This is a genomic window from Mucilaginibacter sp. P4_C11, assembly GCF_056402115.1.
The window spans coordinates 25,641-45,321 of record NZ_JBFUIA010000033.1 but is presented as its reverse complement, the minus strand read 5'-3'; the positions used below and the strand labels follow the sequence as shown (position 1 = coordinate 45,321).

Here is a 19,681-nt window from a genome sequence, read left to right as displayed (position 1 = left end):
TAATACTATCGCTCCTGTTGTGCAGCGGTAAACTTTTTGCACAAACCACCGAAAAATTCACTCCGGCTTAAATGGAAACAAAATCAGGCGCCAAAGTGGTTTATACCAGCGACAAGCGTTCCATTACTTTTGATGTGGTATCAAAAAAGATTGCGCCAACAGATAATCCTAATCTTATTAATGTCGATAATAAACCCTTACAGTTTATTTTGATACCCAACAGCGCTTTAAGTACAACCGACACAACATTGGCAAGACAAAAGGCTGAATTGCTTGGCTATGCTGATTACGAACTTGACTATGTAAAAAAGGAGGTTAAGATGAAAATTTCCGGCGTTACTGAAAAATGGATAACCATAAATAATAAACTGTTTTTGTTTTGGACCTATAATATGCCTCCCGACAATAAATCGGTTTTACAACAGCTAAACTTAAGCACCCTTTGCTTTGCTCATGTGTTGAACTTAAATAATCCGGTTACCCAGGGCGAAACCTTGGAAACCAATAGCGATCTTTTATTAAATGCCGCCAAAACTTTAAGGCTCAATAATTTCAAAATAGATTTAAAGGCGTTGTACAAGCAACTGCAGAACGAAATGAAGCAATAACGTACTGTGAATAAACGAGAACAAAGGATATCCGAACGAAAGGAGCAACAACGTGTTGCCCGGATAAAAGGCTGGTGGTTACTGTTACTTTACGGAGTTGGAATTTACGCTTTTTTTAAAAGCTTTAGCCTGTATCGCGATACGTTTATTGGATACCAGCTGCCGCTTGGCGGCGAGCTGATATTTGGCCTGGTGGTATCCTTTATCTTTAATAAAGACTACCGCTATTACTTGGCCCCGGTTATACCGCTGATGGGCATCTTTACCACAATAGTGCTCTCTGTCAATAGCTTCTTTGCCGACAAAAAGAATGTTATGCTGAAGGAGATAATTATAGAAAAACACCACCAATACCGGCGTAATAGTCCCTATGCTACAATAAAATTTCGCGACCTTGAGCGCAGTATATCAACCTCAACCGATGCCGAAGTAGATAGCATGTCATACGGAGTGCTCACGGTAAACAAGGGATTGTTTGGGTATTATGTGATAAGAAATAAGAAATTGGTGAAAGAGTAAGGTCTATTGTGTATCTACTCCGCGATCTGTGTCCTCACAGATCGCAATTCGTTCGCATTCGACAAACCGATGGCTTACCGGGACGACGCCTCTGAGCACACAGTTATCGGGAACTTGTGGGTTACTTACTATTATAATGCCCCATAGCAGAGATCACAAAGACGGTGACAACATCTTCTTCTACTTTGTATATTAACCGGTCTTTTTGGTTAATCTTTCTCGATCAAAATCCAGAAAGCTCGTATTTTAAAGCCTCTGGGTTTCCAATACCATTATATGGTGTTTCTGTAAGCTCGACAAGTATTTTTTCGATCTTCTTTATACTCGCTTTGTCTCCGGATTTTAAGTGTCGCCTTATATGCGCTTCGGCTAATTCCTCTACTTGGAGTTTAAACTGCCCCATATATCAGCCACATCAATAGTTTTATAATTACCTCGTTTTTCAGCGTCTTTTACCATCACCACAAAATCAGGGTCGTAGGGGCTTTTCCGGGTTTCAACAGTAATCTTCAAGGCTTTCGCAATAGCTTTTAAAGCCAATAGCTGTTCCTTATTCTTCGGGTGCATGATTAGCGTTTCCATAAACAAATTTATTAATTTATGCACGAAATAAAGAAGTTACAAATCAATACGTTAAAATATATTACAAGGTGTTAACCACTCCCAGGTCTCGACTCTTGATTCTTAACTCTTGATTTTTCTTAAGAATGATTCTAAATAACACAAACAACCCTTAATAAACATTATTAGCTTTAGGTTTTGTATTTTTGCAAAACGATTTTTATTTTATAAACCGCAGATGAAAAAAAGTTCAATTTTTGGTCTTGTTGTTATAGCTATAGCTATAGCGGTTATCATAAGTGTATACGCTAACACAAGCACATATGGTTCTTTTGGCGATGCCGAAAAAACCAGCAGCGAGCTGCATATTGTTGGCCACCTTAATAAAGCAAAAGAGTTATATTTTGATGCCACTAAGGATGCCAACTACTTTTCTTTTTACGCGAAGGACAATAACGGCGAGGAGTGCAAGGTAATATTGAAAGGCCCCAAGCCTGAAGATTTTGAGCGCAGCGAGCAATTGGTGCTCACCGGTAAAATGGTTGGCAGCGAGTTCCACGCATCAAGTATCCTGATGAAATGCCCATCCAAATACACGCAGGATAAGTTAGAAACCAAAGAAGTTAAGGCCGCGTCGGCCAGCATATAAACCCGTTTTAATGGATATTCAATTTAAAGGTGAACACCTTTTACCGGGCCAGATAGGCCAGTTCTTTATCGTCCTTTCGTTCGGTGCCGCGCTTTTATCATTTATCAGTTATTATTTTGCCACTACCGACGATGCCGGCAAGCAAAACAGCCTTTGGCAAAAATTGGGCCGCGCGGGCTTCCTGGTAAATTTAGCTTCTATTATAGGGATAGGTGTATGCCTGTTTACACTTATCTATAAGCATTATTTCGAATATCATTACGCCTGGGCTTATACCTCGCGCTCATTGCCTATTTACTATATCCTTTCGGCCTTTTGGAACGGACAAGAAGGCGGCTTTTTGCTTTGGCTATTCTGGCAGGCAGTTTTAGGTACCTTACTTATCTTCCGCTCCAAATCATGGGAGYGCCCGGTGATGACGGTTGTGGCTATGTCGCAGGTGGTATTGGCAGCTATGGTTTTAGGTGTCGAAGTTTTTGGTCAGCGGATAGGCAGCTCGCCGTTCTTGCTGTTAAGGCAATCAATGGAAGCGCCCATCTTCTCAAACCCCAATTACCTGGAGTTTATTAAAGACGGGCAGGGCATGGTGCCATCACTGCAAAATTACTGGATGATAATTCACCCGCCAACCTTGTTCCTGGGTTTTGCATCCATGGTAGTGCCATTTGCTTACGCCGTAGCGGGGCTTTGGCAAAAAAAATATAAAGAGTGGGTAGCCCCCGCAATCCCTTACGCCCTGTTTGCCTGTATGATATTGGGTACTGGTGTGGTGATGGGATCGTTTTGGGCATATGAGTCGCTTAACTTTGGCGGCTTTTGGGCCTGGGACCCGGTAGAGAATGCCTCTATCTTTCCCTGGATTGTACTTGTAGCGGGGCTGCACGTATTAATCGTATTCAAAAACACCGGCCATTCCTATTTTACAGCTACCTTTTTAGTACTGCTAAGCAACGTTTTAGTATGGTATTCATCGTTCCTGAACAGGAGCGGTATCCTGGGCGATACATCGGTACACTCCTTTACCGACTTGGGCATGTTTTGGCAGTTGGTGATCAGTATTTTTATATTCCTGGCTATATCTGTATGGTTATTGGTATCCCGCTGGAAAGAATTGCCTATCACCAAAAAAGATGAAGATACTTACAGCCGCGAATTTTGGATGTTTGTAGGCGCCGTATTCATGGGCCTGTCTTGCTTCCATTTGCTGGTGGTTACTTCGGTGCCGGTTTGGAATGCCATTTTCCATACCAAAATGGCGCCGCCATCTGATATTATTAAGCATTACAACGTTATCCAGTCGTCGTTTGTGTTTGTTATCGTTTTAGTAACCGGTTTCAGCCAGTTTTTGAAGTACAAAAAAACAGATGTTACTAAATTCTTTGTAATAACAGGTTCATACCTGCTAATTGCCGCTGCGTTAACAGCCCTTATCGCTTATACAACCGGGGTGTACAAACTCAACTTTGTGTTTGTGCTGGCCATGTGGGGTTCGGTTTATTCGGTACTGGTTAACGGCAAAGTTTTGGCCGATGCTTTCAAAGGCAAGTTTAAACTGGCCGGCTCGGCAGTGGCGCATATTGGTTTTGGTTTGCTGATGATAGGCGCGCTTATTTCGGCAGGTACCAGTAAGGTAATATCTATAAACAACACCGGCGAAGCATATAACGCCGAATTTGCCAAAGAGGAAAACCCGCGCGAAAACGTAACAGTTTACCGCAACCAGCCAACAAAACTGGGCGATTATACCGTTACTTATATAGGCGATTCGATATCATCCCCAAATCACTGGTTTAAAATCAACTACAAAAAGATAGATGCAAGCGGCAAGGTTACCGAGGAGTTTACATTGAAACCTAAAGTACAGGTAAGCAAAGGCACCATGTCGGCTTCGCCGGATACACGCCATTACCTGTTTAGCGATATCTACACACACATTACCCTAACCAACGCTATTACGCCTACCGAAGCAGGTACCGAAAGCGCCGAAGCTGCTCACGATGCTGATAACGATGATAAGAATTACGATGCACCGGTGAGCCACGAAGTAAAAACCGGCGACACTATTAGGTACCGCGATGGATATATTGTATTAACAGGTTTAAACAAGGAGGCTAAAGTTCAAAACATTCCCCTTAGCGATAGTGATGTGGCCATTGGCGCGCACTTGGAAATTGTATCTAACGGTAATAAATACAGCGCTACCCCGGTTTACATGATCAAAAACGGCAACGTGTTTGATTTTGCCCGCAAGGTTGATGATGCCGGTTTAAAACTGCGTTTCAGCAAGGTAATACCTGAGCATAAAACGGTAGAGATTGTGGTTTACCAGCAGCCCGAAAGCAAAAAGAAATTCGTGGTGATGAAGGCTATTCAGTTTCCTTTTATCAATTTCTTTTGGGCGGGCACTATCATTATGGTGATTGGTTTCTTTATGTCGATACTGCGCCGTAAAAGCGAATTAAAAACGGTTTAAACCAGGCCCGGCTGTGGTAACAACACAACAGGATAATATTTTAAACGATGGTTTTGCCATTGTAAATGATATTTACACCCAGGCGGAGGTTAACAGTATTATCGCTGCGATTGAAGCGGCCGATCAGTCGAACCCCGCCTTCCGTAAAACCGACGATCTGTTTGCCATCAGGCAATTTTTAAAGGAACTGCCGCAGGTAATTCCTTTAATTTTTAACCCAAAGGTAAAGGAACTCATCCTGGCGTTATTTGGCGAAGGATACTTTGTTACCAAATCCATTTACTTTGATAAGCCCGAACTAAGCAACTGGTTTGTAGCCTGGCACCAGGATTTAACCATTGTGGTTGATAAGAGGACCGATGCTCCCGGTTATGGCCCCTGGACGGTAAAACAAAACCAGTTTGGCGTACAGCCGCCTTTAAACATCCTGCAAAATAACTTCACCATCCGCATTCATCTCGACGATACCAACGGCGACAACGGTGCGCTGAAGGTTGTAGCCGGATCGCACAAAAAGGGCGTGTATCGCCTAGAAACCATTAAATGGGACCTGGAAACTGAAACCACCTGCAATGTAAACGCAGGCGGCTTAATGATTATGCGCCCCCTGCTGCTCCATGCATCAAACCGTACTACCAATAATAAAAAAAGGAGGGTGGTACATATCGAATTTAGCAGAGAAGAATTGGATGGTGGATTGAACTGGGCTGAGAGGCTTCCAGTTTAAATCGACGTTTGCCCTGCCGGATTGCTACGCTTTTGCAATTAATCTAACGGTACTTTGTTATCCGCCCCATATCTAATTCCTGCTTTTATAAAAAAACGGGCAAGCATGCCGAATTTTTGAGCACACGCAGTTCCTATACTTAACTTTTTTGAAGCCGATTCATAATTATTACAGTGGAAACAAATGTCGAGATGGTCAAATATTTCCCCGTTTTCATCAAAAAACAAAATGGAATTTCTTGGCTCAAAACACGCTGCAAAACCTGTAACTGTGTAGTTTTTCATACCGGCATATTCATAATTGAAAATAATGTTGGTTAGGTCTGCAACTTGTTGCTGGTTTAAAACTTTTGTTTCTATCAGCGTAGAATAGTCCAATTTTTTATTCTTTATAACTAAGCCCATGTAATGCTTGCCCTGCTTGTGAGTTGATGGGATGGGAGCATTGAAAGGCGAGTCAATTTTAATATCCTGATTTGGTTGCCCGCCACCGTAATATGATACCAACATTATTTTAATCGCCACGGAATAAGGGTATTTCTTTAGCCTGTTAGCTACAGTATACTTGTTGGTAAATAAGCAATTATCAAAGCCCGGCTTATAGCCTTTTATCGCTTCCCTGGTTACTCCTATGTGTTTTTTAGCCATCCTTCTTGCCTGCGCAATAGTATAGCTGGTATCTTTTTTTAAAGGAGCAGTGTTTGCATAATAACTAAAGCTCAGCAATGCAAAAAGGCACAGTAGTAATTCAGGTTTCATTAACTCAAGTTAGCAAAAAGCGAGAACTTTTAGAATCGGTAAAAATGATACGATTTAACTAACTATTGATACGTTGATACTCAATTGTTTCCCTATAAATAAAGTTATTTGCTTGCTTATTAAGCAAACTGTCAAGTGCGCTTATAAGCACCAATTTATAAACAATAACTATTGCTTAACATCTTACTGATTTAAATCCGAATTTGTTTTACAAAGCGGGTGCCTGCCATTTTCGCTGCTTTATAAAATGAGGGTGGGATGGTTTGGGGTGCATGTAAAACGATGGTTTGGGTACGCCATGCTATGATGCAAAGCGGAGGTTCATGAATGCTAACCAATAACCTATAATATGAAAAACAAGTTTCTGATCCTATCGGCCATCGCGTCGATGTTACTATTTAACAGTTGTCAAAAAACGAAAGCCACATTAAAAACTGGCGCTGCTGCCGATTCAAGCCAATTGTCGAAATCCAAAACCAACAGTCTGTCGGCCATTTTTACCAATGCGCTACCCTCCATTGATAACGGCAGCTATTATGATCCATGGGTGATACGCGTTGGCAGCTATTATTATTACTGCGGATCGGACGGTGGCCGGCTTTGGATAGCCAAATCATCTGCACCGCAAAGCATCCTGCAGCAGGCCAAAACCTATATTTTTACACCACCGGCGGGCACCAGCTATTCAAGCGATTTGTGGGCGCCCGAGCTGCATTTCCTGGGCGGGCGTTGGTATGTATACTTTGCCGCCGATGATGGTAATAATAGCAACCACCGCATGCATGTGCTGGAGGGCGGTATTGATGCCAACGACCCGTTAAACGGCGGGTACAACTACAAAGCCAAACTGGCGGCCACTACCGATAATTGGGCAATTGACGGCTCTCCGTTTGTGTATAACGGGGTAACTTATTTTGTATGGTCGGGCTGGGAGGGTACTACCAATGTATCACAGTACCTGTATATAGCTACCATGAGTAATCCTTATACCATCAACAGCCAAAGGGTGGAGATCTCGCGGCCCGATTATGCCTGGGAAAAAGTGGGCACGCCAACCGTGAACGAAGGCCCCGAAACACTGGTAAGCGGCACAACGGTTAGCGTTATCTATTCGGCAAGTGGCAGCTGGACTAATGATTATTGCCTTGGCCGCCTTACCTGCACCAACGGCAACTTAATGTCAAAAGCATCGTGGACAAAGCAATCAACCCCGGCATTTGCAAAATTTGGCAACGTATTTGGCCCTGGGCATGCGTCGTTTGTTAAATCGCCCGATAATATCCAGTGGTGGATAGTATACCATGCCGCCAATGCCGATGGCTCGGGCTGGGACAGGAGGATCATGACCCAGCAATTTGCCTGGGATGGCGATGTGCCCTTTTTGGGTTATCCGATTGAAAAAGGTATTCCAATCCCTGCGCCCGCTATTGGTACAAGCTATAGCATACCTATAGCCAATGGTACCTATCGCATTAAATCAAAAGTTACCGGGCAATGCCTGGACGTGCCGAGCGGCTCGACTACGCCCGGCACACAGTTACAGGAGTGGACAGATAACGGTAACATAGCGCAAAAATGGGTATTTACCAGTTTAGGTAATGGATATTATAAAATAAAATCGGCAGCAAGTAATTTGTGTTTGGATGATGCCGGTAACTCCTTAAACGCTGGTAATATTTTGATAGAATGGAACGATGTAGGCGGCAATGCACAGGAGTGGCGGGTTCAGGATATGGGCAGCGGCTATTTCAAGATCATCTGCCGCCGCAGTTTACTGGCGCTAAATGTACCCAACAGCAATACCACCCCCGGTACCAAGCTGGAGCAATGGTACGAAAACCAGTACGATGCCGAGTTATGGAGCATAGTACCGTAGCGATTATAGTTCAATTATATAAAATTAAAAGACCGGTTTTCGATATTGAAGCCGGTCTTTTTAAGTTAAAACTTCACTGCTATCACGGGCTTTGCGACGCCAAACCTATTGCACGCGCGCTCAACAATCAATAATCCCTACCCCTGTTTTAAAAACGAGACAATTTTTGGGTTTACCAAATCGGGTTTTTCTAAAAAAGGCAAATGCGCCGCATCGGTTACCGGGAAAAAGTTCACTTTCAAAATGCTGCGTATGGTATCGCTGTAAACGAATGGTACGGTTTTATCATCTTTGCCCCATATGAGCAATACCGGTTTATTGGCTCCGTTAAGGCAAACGTAGCTTTGACGGCCTTGTTTTTCATAATCGTAGAGAGTTGAAACCAGGGCATTCCTGAAACCCTTGTATTGCATTTGTGGCAGATACAGGTTTTTCCATCCGGGATGCTGTTTAGGATACTTAAAATCGGTAACCTGCCCCGCGGCCCGCTCGTCGGAGTTTACGGCTTCGTTATACATGGCCAAATATTTAGGCGCTTTTGGCCTCTGTTGTTCGTATACCGGGTCAATAAGTATAACTTTGTTCACTATATCAGGATGCTGGCAGGTAAAGTCGGTTACAATTTTACCGCCGAATGATACACCTGCAAGGTTTACTTTGCCGGCCTGTAACTTTAGCTGACTTATCAGTTCCAGCAGTTGATTGGTGTAAAGTTCTTTATTATAAGTAACCTCGGGCCTGTCAGAATAGCCCCTGCCGTAGGTGTCATATCGTAATACTTTATAGCCTTTGCTAATAAGATATTCATAAGTGCCATCCCATATATAATATGGTACGCTGAAGCCGTGGACAAGCACAATGACTTCGCCATTTTCGGGGCCTTTTAGTTCGTAATGAGTAACGCCCTGGCTTAATTTGATAAAGCTGCCGGCAATATTTTTACGGTCGGTATTGGTAAGTATTTTTTTCTCTTTATTATTATATTTATAAAAACCAAATAGTATTAAAGTAGCCGCGCCGACCAGGAATATTATAATTATTATGCTCGCTTTGAGTATTTTCATGAGGTATTAGGATGATGATTACTAAAATACACAAATATTTAATCGGTAGTTAATCTATTTTTACATTAAATGTAAAATTTATATGCGCTTAACATTTATCGGATCGGGCAACGTTGCAACCCACATGGCAGCGGCATTTAAAAATGCGGGGCACCGCATTGTGCAGGTTTACAGCCCTAATATGCACAACGCGGCCTTGTTGGCTTACCATGTTGGCGCTGCCGCCACAAACCTGCTTACGGAAATCAGTTCCGAAACCGATATTTTTATTATTTCGGTAAAGGATGACGCTATTGCCCAAATTGCTGAAGCATTGGCCGTACATCAAAAATTAATAGTACATACATCAGGCTCAACCAGCCTCGATGTTTTATTGGACTATACTAACAATGCAGGTGTGCTTTATCCCCTGCAAACATTTAGCAAAACGCGCGAAGTTGATTTTTTAACTGTCCCCTTGTGTATTGAAGCCGCAAATGATAGTATATGTACTGATATTAAGCAACTTGCGGCCACTGTTAGCAACAGCATTTATAGCATTAACTCGGCCGGGCGTAAAATATTGCACCTGGCAGCGGTATTTGCCTGTAATTTCCCCAATTATCTGTACGGTGTAGCCCAGCAACTGCTTGCCGGTCATGAAATTGACTTTAATTTGCTGAGACCCTTGATTTTAGAGACGGCCCAAAAGGTACAACAGCAACTGCCGGCTAATGTACAAACCGGGCCCGCGGTACGTAACGACCAAACTACTATGGCCGCGCACCTGCAAATGCTTGAAGGGCAACCGCATTTGCAGGCAATGTACACGTTATTAAGTCAGGGTATTATCAAAAACAACAATGGTGGGCATGAGGATAAGTAATTTTGTTACTTTTGCCTAAATGAATATTTTTAAAGTAAAGATAAACTTCGAGGAGAAGGGGCACGACACCGTTGAGCTGCCAATAGCCGAGGGAGAATCTGTTTTGGACGTATGCCTGGAGAACGGCATTGAATTACAGCACAATTGCGGCGGCGTTTGCGGATGCAGCACCTGCCATGTTTACGTAAACAAAGGGATGGATAACATCCAGGAAATATCTGACAAGGAAGAGGATTTTATTGACAGGGCTGTAAACCCGCGTATAACATCGCGCCTGGGCTGCCAGTGTGTAATCATCGATGGCGATATAGAAGTTACCATTCCTGATCAGTCGGCATTTATGGGGCACTAAGGCCATGCAGGTTGGTGAGGTTTTACGTATCACGTTTTACGTTTTACGTGAATTGCGCACACTGATAATTAACACGAGATTAAAAAACGTATAACGTACCACGTAAAACGTACAACATATAAAAAATGAGCGATAATAAATTTGCCTTACCCATTAACTGGAACGATTACGAAGATATTGCCATGGAGCTTTACGAAAAATTTGGCGATGATTTTGGCGAATCGAAAATATACCGTATCCGCTTTACCGAGTTGCTGGAGTGGGTATTAAGCCTACCTAATTTTGCCGGTAAACGGGAAGAATCAAATGAAGGCCACCTGGAGCAAATTCAATCAGCCTGGGTATACGAATGGCGGGATAACCAATAGTTGGTTTGCAGTTAACGGTTGGCAGTTTTCATTTTTGGCAGTGCAATCAACCCTAAATCGGTGTAATCACCCTAATAATCGGTGAAATCATAAAACAATATGGAGTCGTTCCTGAATAAATTAAAAGATATAACCACGTTTATTTTTGATGTGGATGGTGTGCTTACCGATGGCTCTGTTTTTGTGACGGACAGTGGCGAGCAAAGCCGTGCCTTTAATATTAAGGATGGGTATGCTTTACAGCTTGCTGTAAAATGCGGGTATAATGTTTGTGCCATATCGGGTAGCCGTTCAAAAAGCGCTATTTATCGTTTAAACAGCCTGGGCATCAATGATGTTTATATGGGTACGCATACCAAATCTCAACGTTTTAAAATTTACCTGGAGGAGAAAGCCATTATAGCTACCAACGTATTATACATGGGCGACGATATCCCAGATTTGGAAGTAATGAAACTTGCCGGCCTGCCCGTTTGCCCGGCCGATGCGGTTGAAGAAATAAAAGCTGTAAGCGCATACGTTTCGCCTTATGGCGGCGGTAAAGGCTGTGCCCGCGATATTATTGAAAAAGTACTTAAAGTTCAGGACAGGTGGATGAGCGAAGAGGCGTATAGCTGGTAAGTTATGTCAAAAGTCAAAATTAAAAAGTCAAAAAACTCTATCCTTTGTCTACAAGCCTTTGATAAACAAGCTTATCATCTGTAAATCTATCATCCAAAATGAATATTCCAAAAATTATTCTTGCATCAAAATCGCCGCGCAGGCAGGAGCTTTTGCGTTTGATGGATATGGAATTTGAGGTGGTGCTGAAGGATGTGGATGAAAGTTACCCCGAGGGCTTAACGCCACAGGAGGTTGCTGTTTACATAGCCCGTAAAAAAGCCGAAGCCTTTGACGAAACGGTGGGTGACGAGGTGGTACTGACCGCTGATACCATTGTTTGTGTTGACGGATTAATATTAGGTAAGCCCGAAACTCCGGCACATGCTGTGGAGATGCTGCAAATGCTGTCGGGCAAAGTTCACCAGGTGGTTACAGGGGTTTGCCTGTTGTATAAGCACCAATACAATGTATTTTTTGACGTATCTGAAGTGTTTTTCCGGAAGCTTACTTTGGACGAAATAAGCAGTTATGTTGCCCAATATAACCCGCTTGATAAAGCCGGCTCGTACGGCATACAGGAACGGATTGGGCTTATCGGTATCGAAAAGATAAGTGGCTCTTACACCAATGTGGTTGGTTTACCTACCGAGAAATTGTACGCCCAGCTAATTAATTTAAATAAATAATATTTAAATTAAACCTTTCGTTTCTGCATTGTCTAACAATAAATATAAGGGAGCATTTTGTCATGAAAACAATTATTAACACAGGACTGGTACTGTTGCTGGTATCTGCCCTGTCTGCTTGCAGCAGTTACAACTATTACACCGCAGCAAAAAACAAAACCAATCTTACTGCCTACCGTACTTTTGCCTGGTTGCCCCCCGATGCGCAGCCAAATAAGGCAGGTGGCATTGTAAAAAAGGAAATTGCCGACGAGAAGGTTAAAGAAACTACCATCGAGGCATTAACAGCCAAAGGGCTAAAACTACAGGAGACCGATCCGGATTTGCTGGTAAGCTATTCAACCGTAACAGGTAGGGGCGTAAAAAATGAATTTTACCCTGCTTATTATGGTACGCTTTACTCTGGCTGGGGCTGGGGTGGTTTTGGCTGGGGATACCGTCCGTTTTACGGATACGGCGGCTTTGGCTACGGCTGGGGATATCCTTATTACGGTGGCGGCGGTGTTGTAGCCCGCGTGCCGTACAAAGAGGGTACTTTAATCATCGATATCATCGACCGCAATACCAGGCAACTGGTGTGGCGTGGCTTTGGCGTTGGCGAATTACACAATCCCAAAACTACTTTAAAAGAATTACCAAAGGTGGTTAGCGGTATTTTAGAGCAACTTAACCTTAATTATACCGGCCATGCACCGGTTGTTTTAGACACTAAAAAAGCTTAATCCAAAATTTATTTCACCTGCAAGCAATAAATTTAAAAATCCCTTTGGGCCTTAAGCCCGGAGGGATTTTTGTTTACGACGTAAATACATAACAGTAAACAGCCCGGTTGCAATAACCAAAGCAACTACCCAGCTATCCAACGGGCAGGCTGAGTTAAATGGGTCGGCATCATTACATGGCAATTCGCCCTGGGCATTGCTAATAAGGGGTATTGTTAATAAAAGTAGGGTAGTTACCGTTTTGGTATTCAGCCTGTAGGCACCAATCTTCATCTGTTTTAATTATATCATTTTTTCATGAACTTGGCTTTTCCTAATGAGCTGCCACTTTTATCTTTGAGTTCAACTACGTAAACGCCAGGTTTAAATTGCGAAACATTTTCGCTAAAAGTGCTGCTATCGGTCGTTTTTTGCAATACCATCATACCTGTAACATCATATATGGTTAACTTATACGTTGATGCCGTTGTGTTTGTTTTTCCGTAGGTAACGTTAACATTAATCTTTTCTACAGTAGGGTTGGGGTACAAACTAAACAGGCTTGCATTACCGCTATTGTCGTAATAAACGTTAACCGGTGCCGAGTAGGTGATATTGCCAAACAGGTCTACCTGTTTTAAACGATATACATTATTACCGGTGTTTGGTGTTTTATCGGTGTACTTATAAATGGTGCCGCCATCACTTTGGATTTGATAAACCGGCGAAAAGTCGGTTCCGTTGCTTTGTTGTTTTTCCAGCGTGAAGGAGTAGTTTGAGCCTTCATTGTATGTTCTCCAGGTTACCAGTACGCCATCTGTAGCTTTTTGAGCAGTAAATGTTGCTAATTGGTACCTGGCACCCGGCAGTTGCTGAATGGAAAGCTCGAAGCGGTTGGCGCCAAAAGTATTGGTATCGCTTTTTAACACATTAAAAGCGTATGATTTGTAGCGGCCAATATCCGTAGAGTCCTTTTTAAAGTGATCAAGCAACGTTATTTTATAGTTATTGGTATCGATATTGCGGATGCCTTCCATTCTTAAAGTATACATGCCATTGGCTTTTCCATCTGCATACAACTTAATTTTTAGGCCTTTCCTGTAGTCGGGGAAGTGCTTCACTGCCGAGCGGATCCCATCTGCAGATAAACTGGACATGTACACCTGTGGCCCGGCCCCGTCAAGATCCCKTGCATCGCCATCCTGGAAGTTTGCACCCCAGTTTTGGCCAAAATAAATGCCGCAATAATCATAGGTAAGGCTGTCCTTTTCCATTTTCATGTACAAGCCGGTAAGGCTGTCTCGCTGCATGCCGGCGGGGGTAAGGGCATTAAAGCTTAGGCCAGTATTTACGCTGCCATTGTTTGCTAAAATAGGTTTCTGCGGCTCGGCCATAATAAGGGAGGTGCCTGTAAGCTGAACGGTAGGCGCTTTTTCCGATTCGCTAAAGGTTAGTACGCCGTTGTTGCCGGCCGAACTTTTAACATGCACCATAAAACCTTCGCCACTTAATGCGTAACCCTGGCCGCTGGTCCCGGTAGGTGCCGAGGTACCTGCAGCCGTGTACACAGTATAGGTTTGATTAGGACTATTTTTGGCCGATAGGATATAGATATTGTCTATCCCGGTAGCTGCTGAGGCGTTGTCGGCCAATACTTTACTTAAATCAATTGTTGATGCGTAAGGGTTACCCACCAGATTATAACCCGGCAACGCCACTGCTGAATTTGACAATTTGTTTGCGCCGCCGGCAGGGGTATACCATAAATTTACAGTAAAACCCTGCTGGTTCAGATAGCCTGTAGCGCTCATGGTTGCATCTGCCGGTGTTATGGAAGTGGTACCGCTTGTACGGCTGCTTGGGCCTACAAAGTACATGATAAAGCCATTGCCTATAGGAACCGCTTTTGTAGTTGTACCGTCGGTAAGGTCAATCACACTGTTACCTCCGGAGGTGTAAATATTACTAACGCCAACATGCTTACCCGATGTAAAGGTTTTATTATCAATTTTAAGAGGCTCTTTGTACAAATAGATGGTTGGGTTGGCGTTTGAAATGGTAAAGCCATTGGTAGTACCATTTAATCCGGCAGTCATGGCGCCTGCATAGGTAATACTATTGTAAGTATGGCTGCCCATATAATTCATAGCAAAGGTATTGGTTGATGCTATGGTGGCGCTTGTTTGGTTAACAGGTGACGATAGTACGCGGTATCCTCTGTTCGATAAGGAATTACCCCCGGTTAAAAAACGTTCTACCGCAACCTGGCCGGTGATTTTACAGGCTACCGGAAGCACAGCGACTGCTGCCGATTGCGAGGCTGAGCTTTTCAATGTCAATAACCCGTTGCTGGCATTATCAATAGCCAGGTTACCCTGTGTCATTGTTAGCAAATTGTATACATCTACAGGCCCACTTTTTATTGTAACTGTGCCGGATGCTGTGTTATTTACCGTCATATTGCCCAGTATAGCGGTGTTGGTATTATTGGTGCCGGTGTAGGATTGTGCCGCCAGTGAGCCGTTCCAGTTAATGGCCGATGCCATGTTGCTTGCGTTAAGTATGCCTGTGCCGCCGGTGGTTGTATTATTGTAAATATTGCATCCCACACTTAAAATATGACCATTTAAATTAAGTGATGCACCATTGGCAATAGTAAGGCCGTAAATACCGACATCGGAAGTTAAAGCCGGGTAATTGCCGGTGCCAACAACCGGAACAACAAAAGATGTTTTGCTGTTAAATACTGGTGCCTGGCCTATGTCCCAATTGCCCGCAACGGTGGGGTCGGTACTGGTGGTGCCTGTCCATGTGTATACAAGGGCGCCAGTTAGCGCCGAGGCATTGGTTGGATAAGTAGAAACAGAACCACTGTAATTTGTAAAAGTTGTAGGATTTGATTGATTGTAATATTCTGCTTTTATCCAATCCGCCGATTTTGCAACGTTTGAGATGCGCACTTCATCCATATAGCCGTTATAAAAATTTGTTGTCCCGGTTGGAAGTAAATAGTCAACGCCCAAAGAAATTACGTTACCGGCTTCAGGGGCGTATCCGGTTGCTGTGGTAGCCGAAGCCGTTCCGTTTACAAAATTTATAAATTTGGTACCATCAAATTCACCTTGTATATACGTCCACGTTGCCGACGATACCGTACCTGTTTGCAAGAGGTTGCCTGGCACCGGGTTTGCTGTTGTTCGTGTTTCGGTTTCGATTTTGCCCGATTTAACGCTCATTTTGTAGCCATGCCCATAATTCAGTTCGTCAGATATGATCTTATTATCACTTGATGATGAGCCGTTATAATATACCCATGCCGACAATGTGAATTTGCCTGTGATATCTGGATTTGTGCCGGAGGTTTGAATAATTTTACTGCTTGTACCATTGAAACTATAACCACCACCAACAACCGGCATGCCAGCTGCTACATGGATCTCATCGTTGCTTACGGTTGTATTTGATTGGGTAAGCTTTCGGCCGTTGCTGGTTGCATCCAAAACGGTAGCCGTGGCAGATCCTTCGCTAAAATGGTAAACGGCAAGATAATCGCTTGACCATGTGGATGTGGCAAACGCCGCAGTATGCGTAGGGGTTGCCGATCCGAAATAAAAAGTAAGACTGGTATTTGTTGACGTTAATGAACTTATCTGTACCCAGGCCAGTAAAATGCCGTTAACCTGATCATAGGTATCAATCTGATAATTCAATTCGGTGGTGCTGCCTGCAAGGGTAAAAGCAAAATCGTAGTTTGTACCTGCCGCAAGACCGCCACCGTTTCCTGTTGGGTATTGCACCTTATCGCCGCAGGCATTACCTGTTTTAAGCGCGTCGTCCTGTATATAAACCAGCGCCGGAAAGTTTGTAAGGGTTGATGATATGCCCCCGGTTATTGATGATGTGTTTAACACAATTGGCTTGCTGAAACCGTAGCCTGCCAGGGCGCCACTATAAACAACCGTTTGAGTTGATGTTGAGCTGCAGCTGGCGGCATTGGTAACCGTTAAGGTAATAGTTTTGGTACCGGTAGTACTCCAGGTAACCGAAAACGGCCCTTTTCCTGTTCCTGTTGCAGGTGTGCCGCCGCCAAAATCCCAGGTAAAGGTTGATGTTGCCGGATCGGTACCAGTATAGGTAACGGTAGATGTACCTGATCCATAAACCGGCGAAGTGGCCGTGAATGCCGACGATGCCCCCGTAAGGAGGGTTGGTGTAAATGTGGCTGTCGAACTACAGCCCCCCGGCCCGCCGGTTACAGTAACCGAGTAGGTACCAGCTATGGCACTGCTAAATGTTGGGTTTTGCCCGGTAGTGGTAGCGCCTGAAGGATCTGTCCATGTATAGGTGGCACCGGTGATAGTTGGCGCATAAATAGTTAGCGGATTGCCGGTGCATACTGGGGCGTAGGTGCCAATTTGTAATACATCGTTTGATGCAGCTACCGTGGCTGCAGATAGTTCGGTGCTGTAAATGGAAACATCATCAATTTTACCACTAAAATATGCGCTTGTTGGCGACGATGGCCAGCCACCAAGATTATTGCCGCCTATTTCCCAGTAGGCGTTTGTTTGCGGTTCGGCCGATGTATAAGCCGCATTTGATGCCTGAAGTATGTTATCAACATACAGTTTCATGCCCGATGTTGCTGATAATGTGGCAACAACATGGTGCCAGTAACCATCATTATACGCCGATGTGGTATTAACGGTGTTGGTTGCGCCAAAATAAACACCAAAATAAATCTGACCGGCGTTATTCATGTAAATATGCCTGTCGAAGCTTCCTGTGCCTGCCTGGTTTTGCGAAATACCAACCAACCGGCCACCGGACGTGGTTAAGGTATTAAACCAAACACTTATCGAGAAGGTTTGAGGGTTACCTGCCGGGGTTGTAGTTTCGATAAATTGGTTGGTGCCGTTAAAGCTGTAAGCACTGTTTGCCGCTCCATATCTGTCTGTGGTAAGGGTGGGAGCGCTTATTAATATGCCATCATTTTGATTACCTGAAACATCTTTTGTGTTTCCTGAAAACGAATAAGAAATTGTGGAGTTGGCGATGGGTGAAGAAACTTCCGGATAAATAGTTGCTGTGACTGCTGTGCGGGAGGTCTCGATACCGCCGGAAGTATATGAAACATAAAATGTTCTTGTAGCTGCAATAGTAGGAGTGTAGGTGGCAGATGTGGTGCTCTGTAAAGCTGCGCCGCCAGATGAAGTGGTATACCAGTTATAAGTTCCGCCTGATGGAAAACCGCCGGATGCAGTTAAAGTGACCGTACCTGCACCACAAGCCGAACCATTGGTAACAGAGGGCGCTCCTGAGTTTACGGTTATATTTACCACGGTACTGCCGCTGCCACCTGTATTGTAGGCAGTAATAGTATAGTTGGTTGAAGCTGATGTAGCAGTAGGGGTGCCGGTAATTTGGCCTGTTGTTGTACTGAAACTTAAACCTGCCGGCAATGTGGCGCTGATAGAATAGGTGGTAGCCAAAGATTCTTTTATCGTATTGGTACCATAGTCGGCTTCAAAGAGATTACCATTGGAATCGAATGCAGCTTGTCGGGGACTGTTTAAGCCAGTTGATAGTATGGTGGTAACAGTACCTGTGCTGCTAATGCGTTTGATAGCATTGTTGCCGTAATCGGCTACGTAAATATTGCCATAGGCATCTTCACTTAAATGTCGTGGAAGGTTAAAGCCGGTTGCAAATGTGGTTTTAGTGGTTGATCCGTTGGCAATTTTAATTATATTGTTTTGAGTGAGTTGCGAAACGTATGTGTTGCCGGATGCGTCGATAATTATTCCATATATTGATGAGAAGCCAGTTAAAAAAGTACTTGTTGCAGCTGTACCTGCCGCTATTTTAATAATGTTACCTGCCCCGCTGTTAGCCACGTATGCATTGTTTGATGCATCAAATGCAATTCCTAAAGGATTACTAAAGCCAGTTATTGTATTCAATAGTGTTCCGCTTGAACTATATTTTAAAACAACATTGTTTGTGTAGCAAGAAACGTATATATTTCCCGACCCATCTACCGCTACCTCTGAAGTTTGAAAGTAAGGCGTATTAATAAAAAGTGTATTTGTACCGGCGGAGTTATATTTATATACATAACCATTATTGTAATCTGTAGCAAAAACATTGTTTGAACCATCAATGAAGATGCTGTAAGCACTATTTAAACTTACGAATGTTGAAACAGCACCGTAATTAGCCGGGGATACCGCTCCGCCCGAAGTTGTGGGGGAAAGAGTTGTAATAGGAGTACCTACTGAATAAATATTTGTTGAAGGTGAATAAGTGATACCGGGCGCAGTTTGGGCCAGGAGCTGTATTGCTGGTACAAACATCAGGATTATTAAAAGAATGTATAAACGTTTCAACTTATCGGGTATAAAATAGACTTAGAACACCTGGTGGTTTTCCTTTAAAGAAACCTGTGTTTTTTTACGATAATGAAGGCGTTATTGTTTTGTGTTTTCTTAAAAAAATATCGGGAAAGTAGAATAATGTTTGCCCCGATTGTATTTTGTGTACTTGAGGACCTTTTTTGGATAGTAAGCTGTTTAAGACGGGTGTGAAACATAATTCTACCTGCCTGTAGTTAAAAAGAAATTTAACTTTCTTTTTAACTACAACAGGAATATTGATTGCTTGCCACCCCGAAGGAAAACCGTCAGCGCAAGGATCGGCATCGAAGTTGGTGTATTTTTTTTTGGCCGGCAGGTGAATATGAAGGTGTTAACGCACTGGTACTGCGTTTTGGGGCAATAGGGAACCGGAAATATGATATCAAACTTCAGATAATAAAACCGAGGTTTGACGAAAAAACTTTAGGATTGAAATGCTTTTTGTTTGCGATGCA

At 43.4% G+C, this 19,681-nt stretch carries 18 protein-coding genes; 12 read left to right on the top strand and 6 right to left on the bottom strand.

Features of this window, described 5'->3' with window-relative positions; translation table 11 throughout:
• Positions 1 to 71 precede the first annotated feature (71 nt).
• Together AC1DU2_RS24740 and AC1DU2_RS24735 are read left to right on the top strand one after the other, a co-directional pair.
• Positions 72 to 608, top strand: coding sequence for a hypothetical protein (locus AC1DU2_RS24740; protein WP_477387675.1), 537 nt, complete (start codon positions 72 to 74; stop codon positions 606 to 608).
• Positions 609 to 614: 6 nt separating this feature from the next.
• Complete coding sequence (locus AC1DU2_RS24735) at positions 615 to 1,127, top strand: hypothetical protein (RefSeq protein WP_477387673.1); 513 nt, start codon at positions 615 to 617, stop codon at positions 1,125 to 1,127.
• A 223-nt stretch (positions 1,128 to 1,350) separates the two neighbouring features.
• Here the strand turns inward: AC1DU2_RS24735 and AC1DU2_RS24730 are convergent, their stop codons facing one another.
• On the bottom strand, positions 1,351 to 1,530 hold the full coding sequence (locus AC1DU2_RS24730; protein WP_477357060.1) for a type II toxin-antitoxin system YoeB family toxin: 180 nt from the start codon (positions 1,528 to 1,530) through the stop codon (positions 1,351 to 1,353).
• A complete protein-coding gene (locus AC1DU2_RS24725) occupies positions 1,506 to 1,709 on the bottom strand; it encodes a DUF2683 family protein (RefSeq protein ID WP_477357058.1) in 204 nt (67 codons plus the stop codon). The genes AC1DU2_RS24730 and AC1DU2_RS24725 overlap by 25 nt, the downstream gene beginning before the upstream one ends.
• A 217-nt stretch (positions 1,710 to 1,926) precedes the next feature.
• On the opposite strand from AC1DU2_RS24725, the gene AC1DU2_RS24720 reads away from it, so the two are divergent.
• From AC1DU2_RS24720 to AC1DU2_RS24710, 3 genes are read left to right on the top strand one after another with little or no spacing between them, the layout of a single operon-like run.
• Positions 1,927 to 2,337 (top strand): cytochrome c maturation protein CcmE domain-containing protein, encoded by a 411-nt coding sequence (locus tag AC1DU2_RS24720; RefSeq protein WP_477357056.1) that lies wholly within the window; start codon positions 1,927 to 1,929, stop codon positions 2,335 to 2,337.
• Between the two features lie 10 nt (positions 2,338 to 2,347).
• Positions 2,348 to 4,810, top strand: coding sequence for a cytochrome c biogenesis protein CcsA (ccsA, locus tag AC1DU2_RS24715; RefSeq protein ID WP_477387671.1), 2,463 nt, complete (start codon positions 2,348 to 2,350; stop codon positions 4,808 to 4,810).
• Between the two features lie 13 nt (positions 4,811 to 4,823).
• Positions 4,824 to 5,537, top strand: a complete 714-nt coding sequence (locus AC1DU2_RS24710; RefSeq protein WP_477387669.1) for a phytanoyl-CoA dioxygenase family protein — start codon at positions 4,824 to 4,826, stop codon at positions 5,535 to 5,537.
• A 38-nt stretch (positions 5,538 to 5,575) separates the two neighbouring features.
• On the opposite strand, the gene AC1DU2_RS24705 is transcribed toward AC1DU2_RS24710, so the two are convergent.
• Positions 5,576 to 6,046: a hypothetical protein gene (locus AC1DU2_RS24705; RefSeq protein WP_477387667.1), complete on the bottom strand. Its 471-nt coding sequence runs from the start codon at positions 6,044 to 6,046 to the stop codon at positions 5,576 to 5,578.
• 598 nt (positions 6,047 to 6,644) lie between these two features.
• Here AC1DU2_RS24705 and AC1DU2_RS24700 point away from each other — a divergent pair.
• On the top strand, positions 6,645 to 8,171 hold the full coding sequence (locus tag AC1DU2_RS24700) for a family 43 glycosylhydrolase (RefSeq protein WP_477387665.1): 1,527 nt from the start codon (positions 6,645 to 6,647) through the stop codon (positions 8,169 to 8,171).
• A 137-nt stretch (positions 8,172 to 8,308) separates the two neighbouring features.
• Here the strand turns inward: AC1DU2_RS24700 and AC1DU2_RS24695 are convergent, their stop codons facing one another.
• Positions 8,309 to 9,235, bottom strand: a complete 927-nt coding sequence (locus AC1DU2_RS24695; protein ID WP_477387663.1) for an alpha/beta fold hydrolase — start codon at positions 9,233 to 9,235, stop codon at positions 8,309 to 8,311.
• An 82-nt stretch (positions 9,236 to 9,317) separates the two neighbouring features.
• Between AC1DU2_RS24695 and AC1DU2_RS24690 the strand changes: the two genes are divergently transcribed.
• The 6 genes from AC1DU2_RS24690 to AC1DU2_RS24665 all read left to right on the top strand — a co-directional run bounded on the left by AC1DU2_RS24690 (position 9,318) and on the right by AC1DU2_RS24665 (position 12,831).
• The gene (locus AC1DU2_RS24690) at positions 9,318 to 10,100 is read left to right on the top strand and encodes a Rossmann-like and DUF2520 domain-containing protein (RefSeq protein ID WP_477387661.1); all 783 of its coding nucleotides are present in this window, start codon (positions 9,318 to 9,320) and stop codon (positions 10,098 to 10,100) included.
• A gap of 19 nt (positions 10,101 to 10,119) precedes the next feature.
• Positions 10,120 to 10,452, top strand: a complete 333-nt coding sequence (locus tag AC1DU2_RS24685) for a 2Fe-2S iron-sulfur cluster-binding protein (RefSeq protein ID WP_090648362.1) — start codon at positions 10,120 to 10,122, stop codon at positions 10,450 to 10,452.
• 125 nt (positions 10,453 to 10,577) lie between these two features.
• Positions 10,578 to 10,820 carry a Fe-S cluster assembly protein IscX gene (gene iscX, locus AC1DU2_RS24680; RefSeq protein WP_477357041.1) on the top strand — a complete coding sequence of 81 codons (243 nt, stop codon included), beginning with the start codon at positions 10,578 to 10,580 and terminating at the stop codon, positions 10,818 to 10,820.
• Between the two features lie 99 nt (positions 10,821 to 10,919).
• Positions 10,920 to 11,441, top strand: coding sequence for a KdsC family phosphatase (locus AC1DU2_RS24675; RefSeq protein WP_147052511.1), 522 nt, complete (start codon positions 10,920 to 10,922; stop codon positions 11,439 to 11,441).
• A 98-nt stretch (positions 11,442 to 11,539) separates the two neighbouring features.
• Complete coding sequence (locus AC1DU2_RS24670) at positions 11,540 to 12,109, top strand: Maf family protein (protein ID WP_477387659.1); 570 nt, start codon at positions 11,540 to 11,542, stop codon at positions 12,107 to 12,109.
• A gap of 62 nt (positions 12,110 to 12,171) precedes the next feature.
• Entirely contained in the window at positions 12,172 to 12,831 is a 660-nt protein-coding gene (locus AC1DU2_RS24665; RefSeq protein WP_477387657.1) for a DUF4136 domain-containing protein, read from the top strand.
• Between the two features lie 51 nt (positions 12,832 to 12,882).
• On the opposite strand, the gene AC1DU2_RS24660 is transcribed toward AC1DU2_RS24665, so the two are convergent.
• Positions 12,883 to 13,104 carry a hypothetical protein gene (locus AC1DU2_RS24660; RefSeq protein WP_477387655.1) on the bottom strand — a complete coding sequence of 74 codons (222 nt, stop codon included), beginning with the start codon at positions 13,102 to 13,104 and terminating at the stop codon, positions 12,883 to 12,885.
• A 14-nt stretch (positions 13,105 to 13,118) separates the two neighbouring features.
• The gene (locus AC1DU2_RS24655) at positions 13,119 to 19,166 is read right to left on the bottom strand and encodes a LamG-like jellyroll fold domain-containing protein (RefSeq protein ID WP_477387653.1); all 6,048 of its coding nucleotides are present in this window, start codon (positions 19,164 to 19,166) and stop codon (positions 13,119 to 13,121) included.
• Positions 19,167 to 19,681 lie beyond the last annotated feature (515 nt).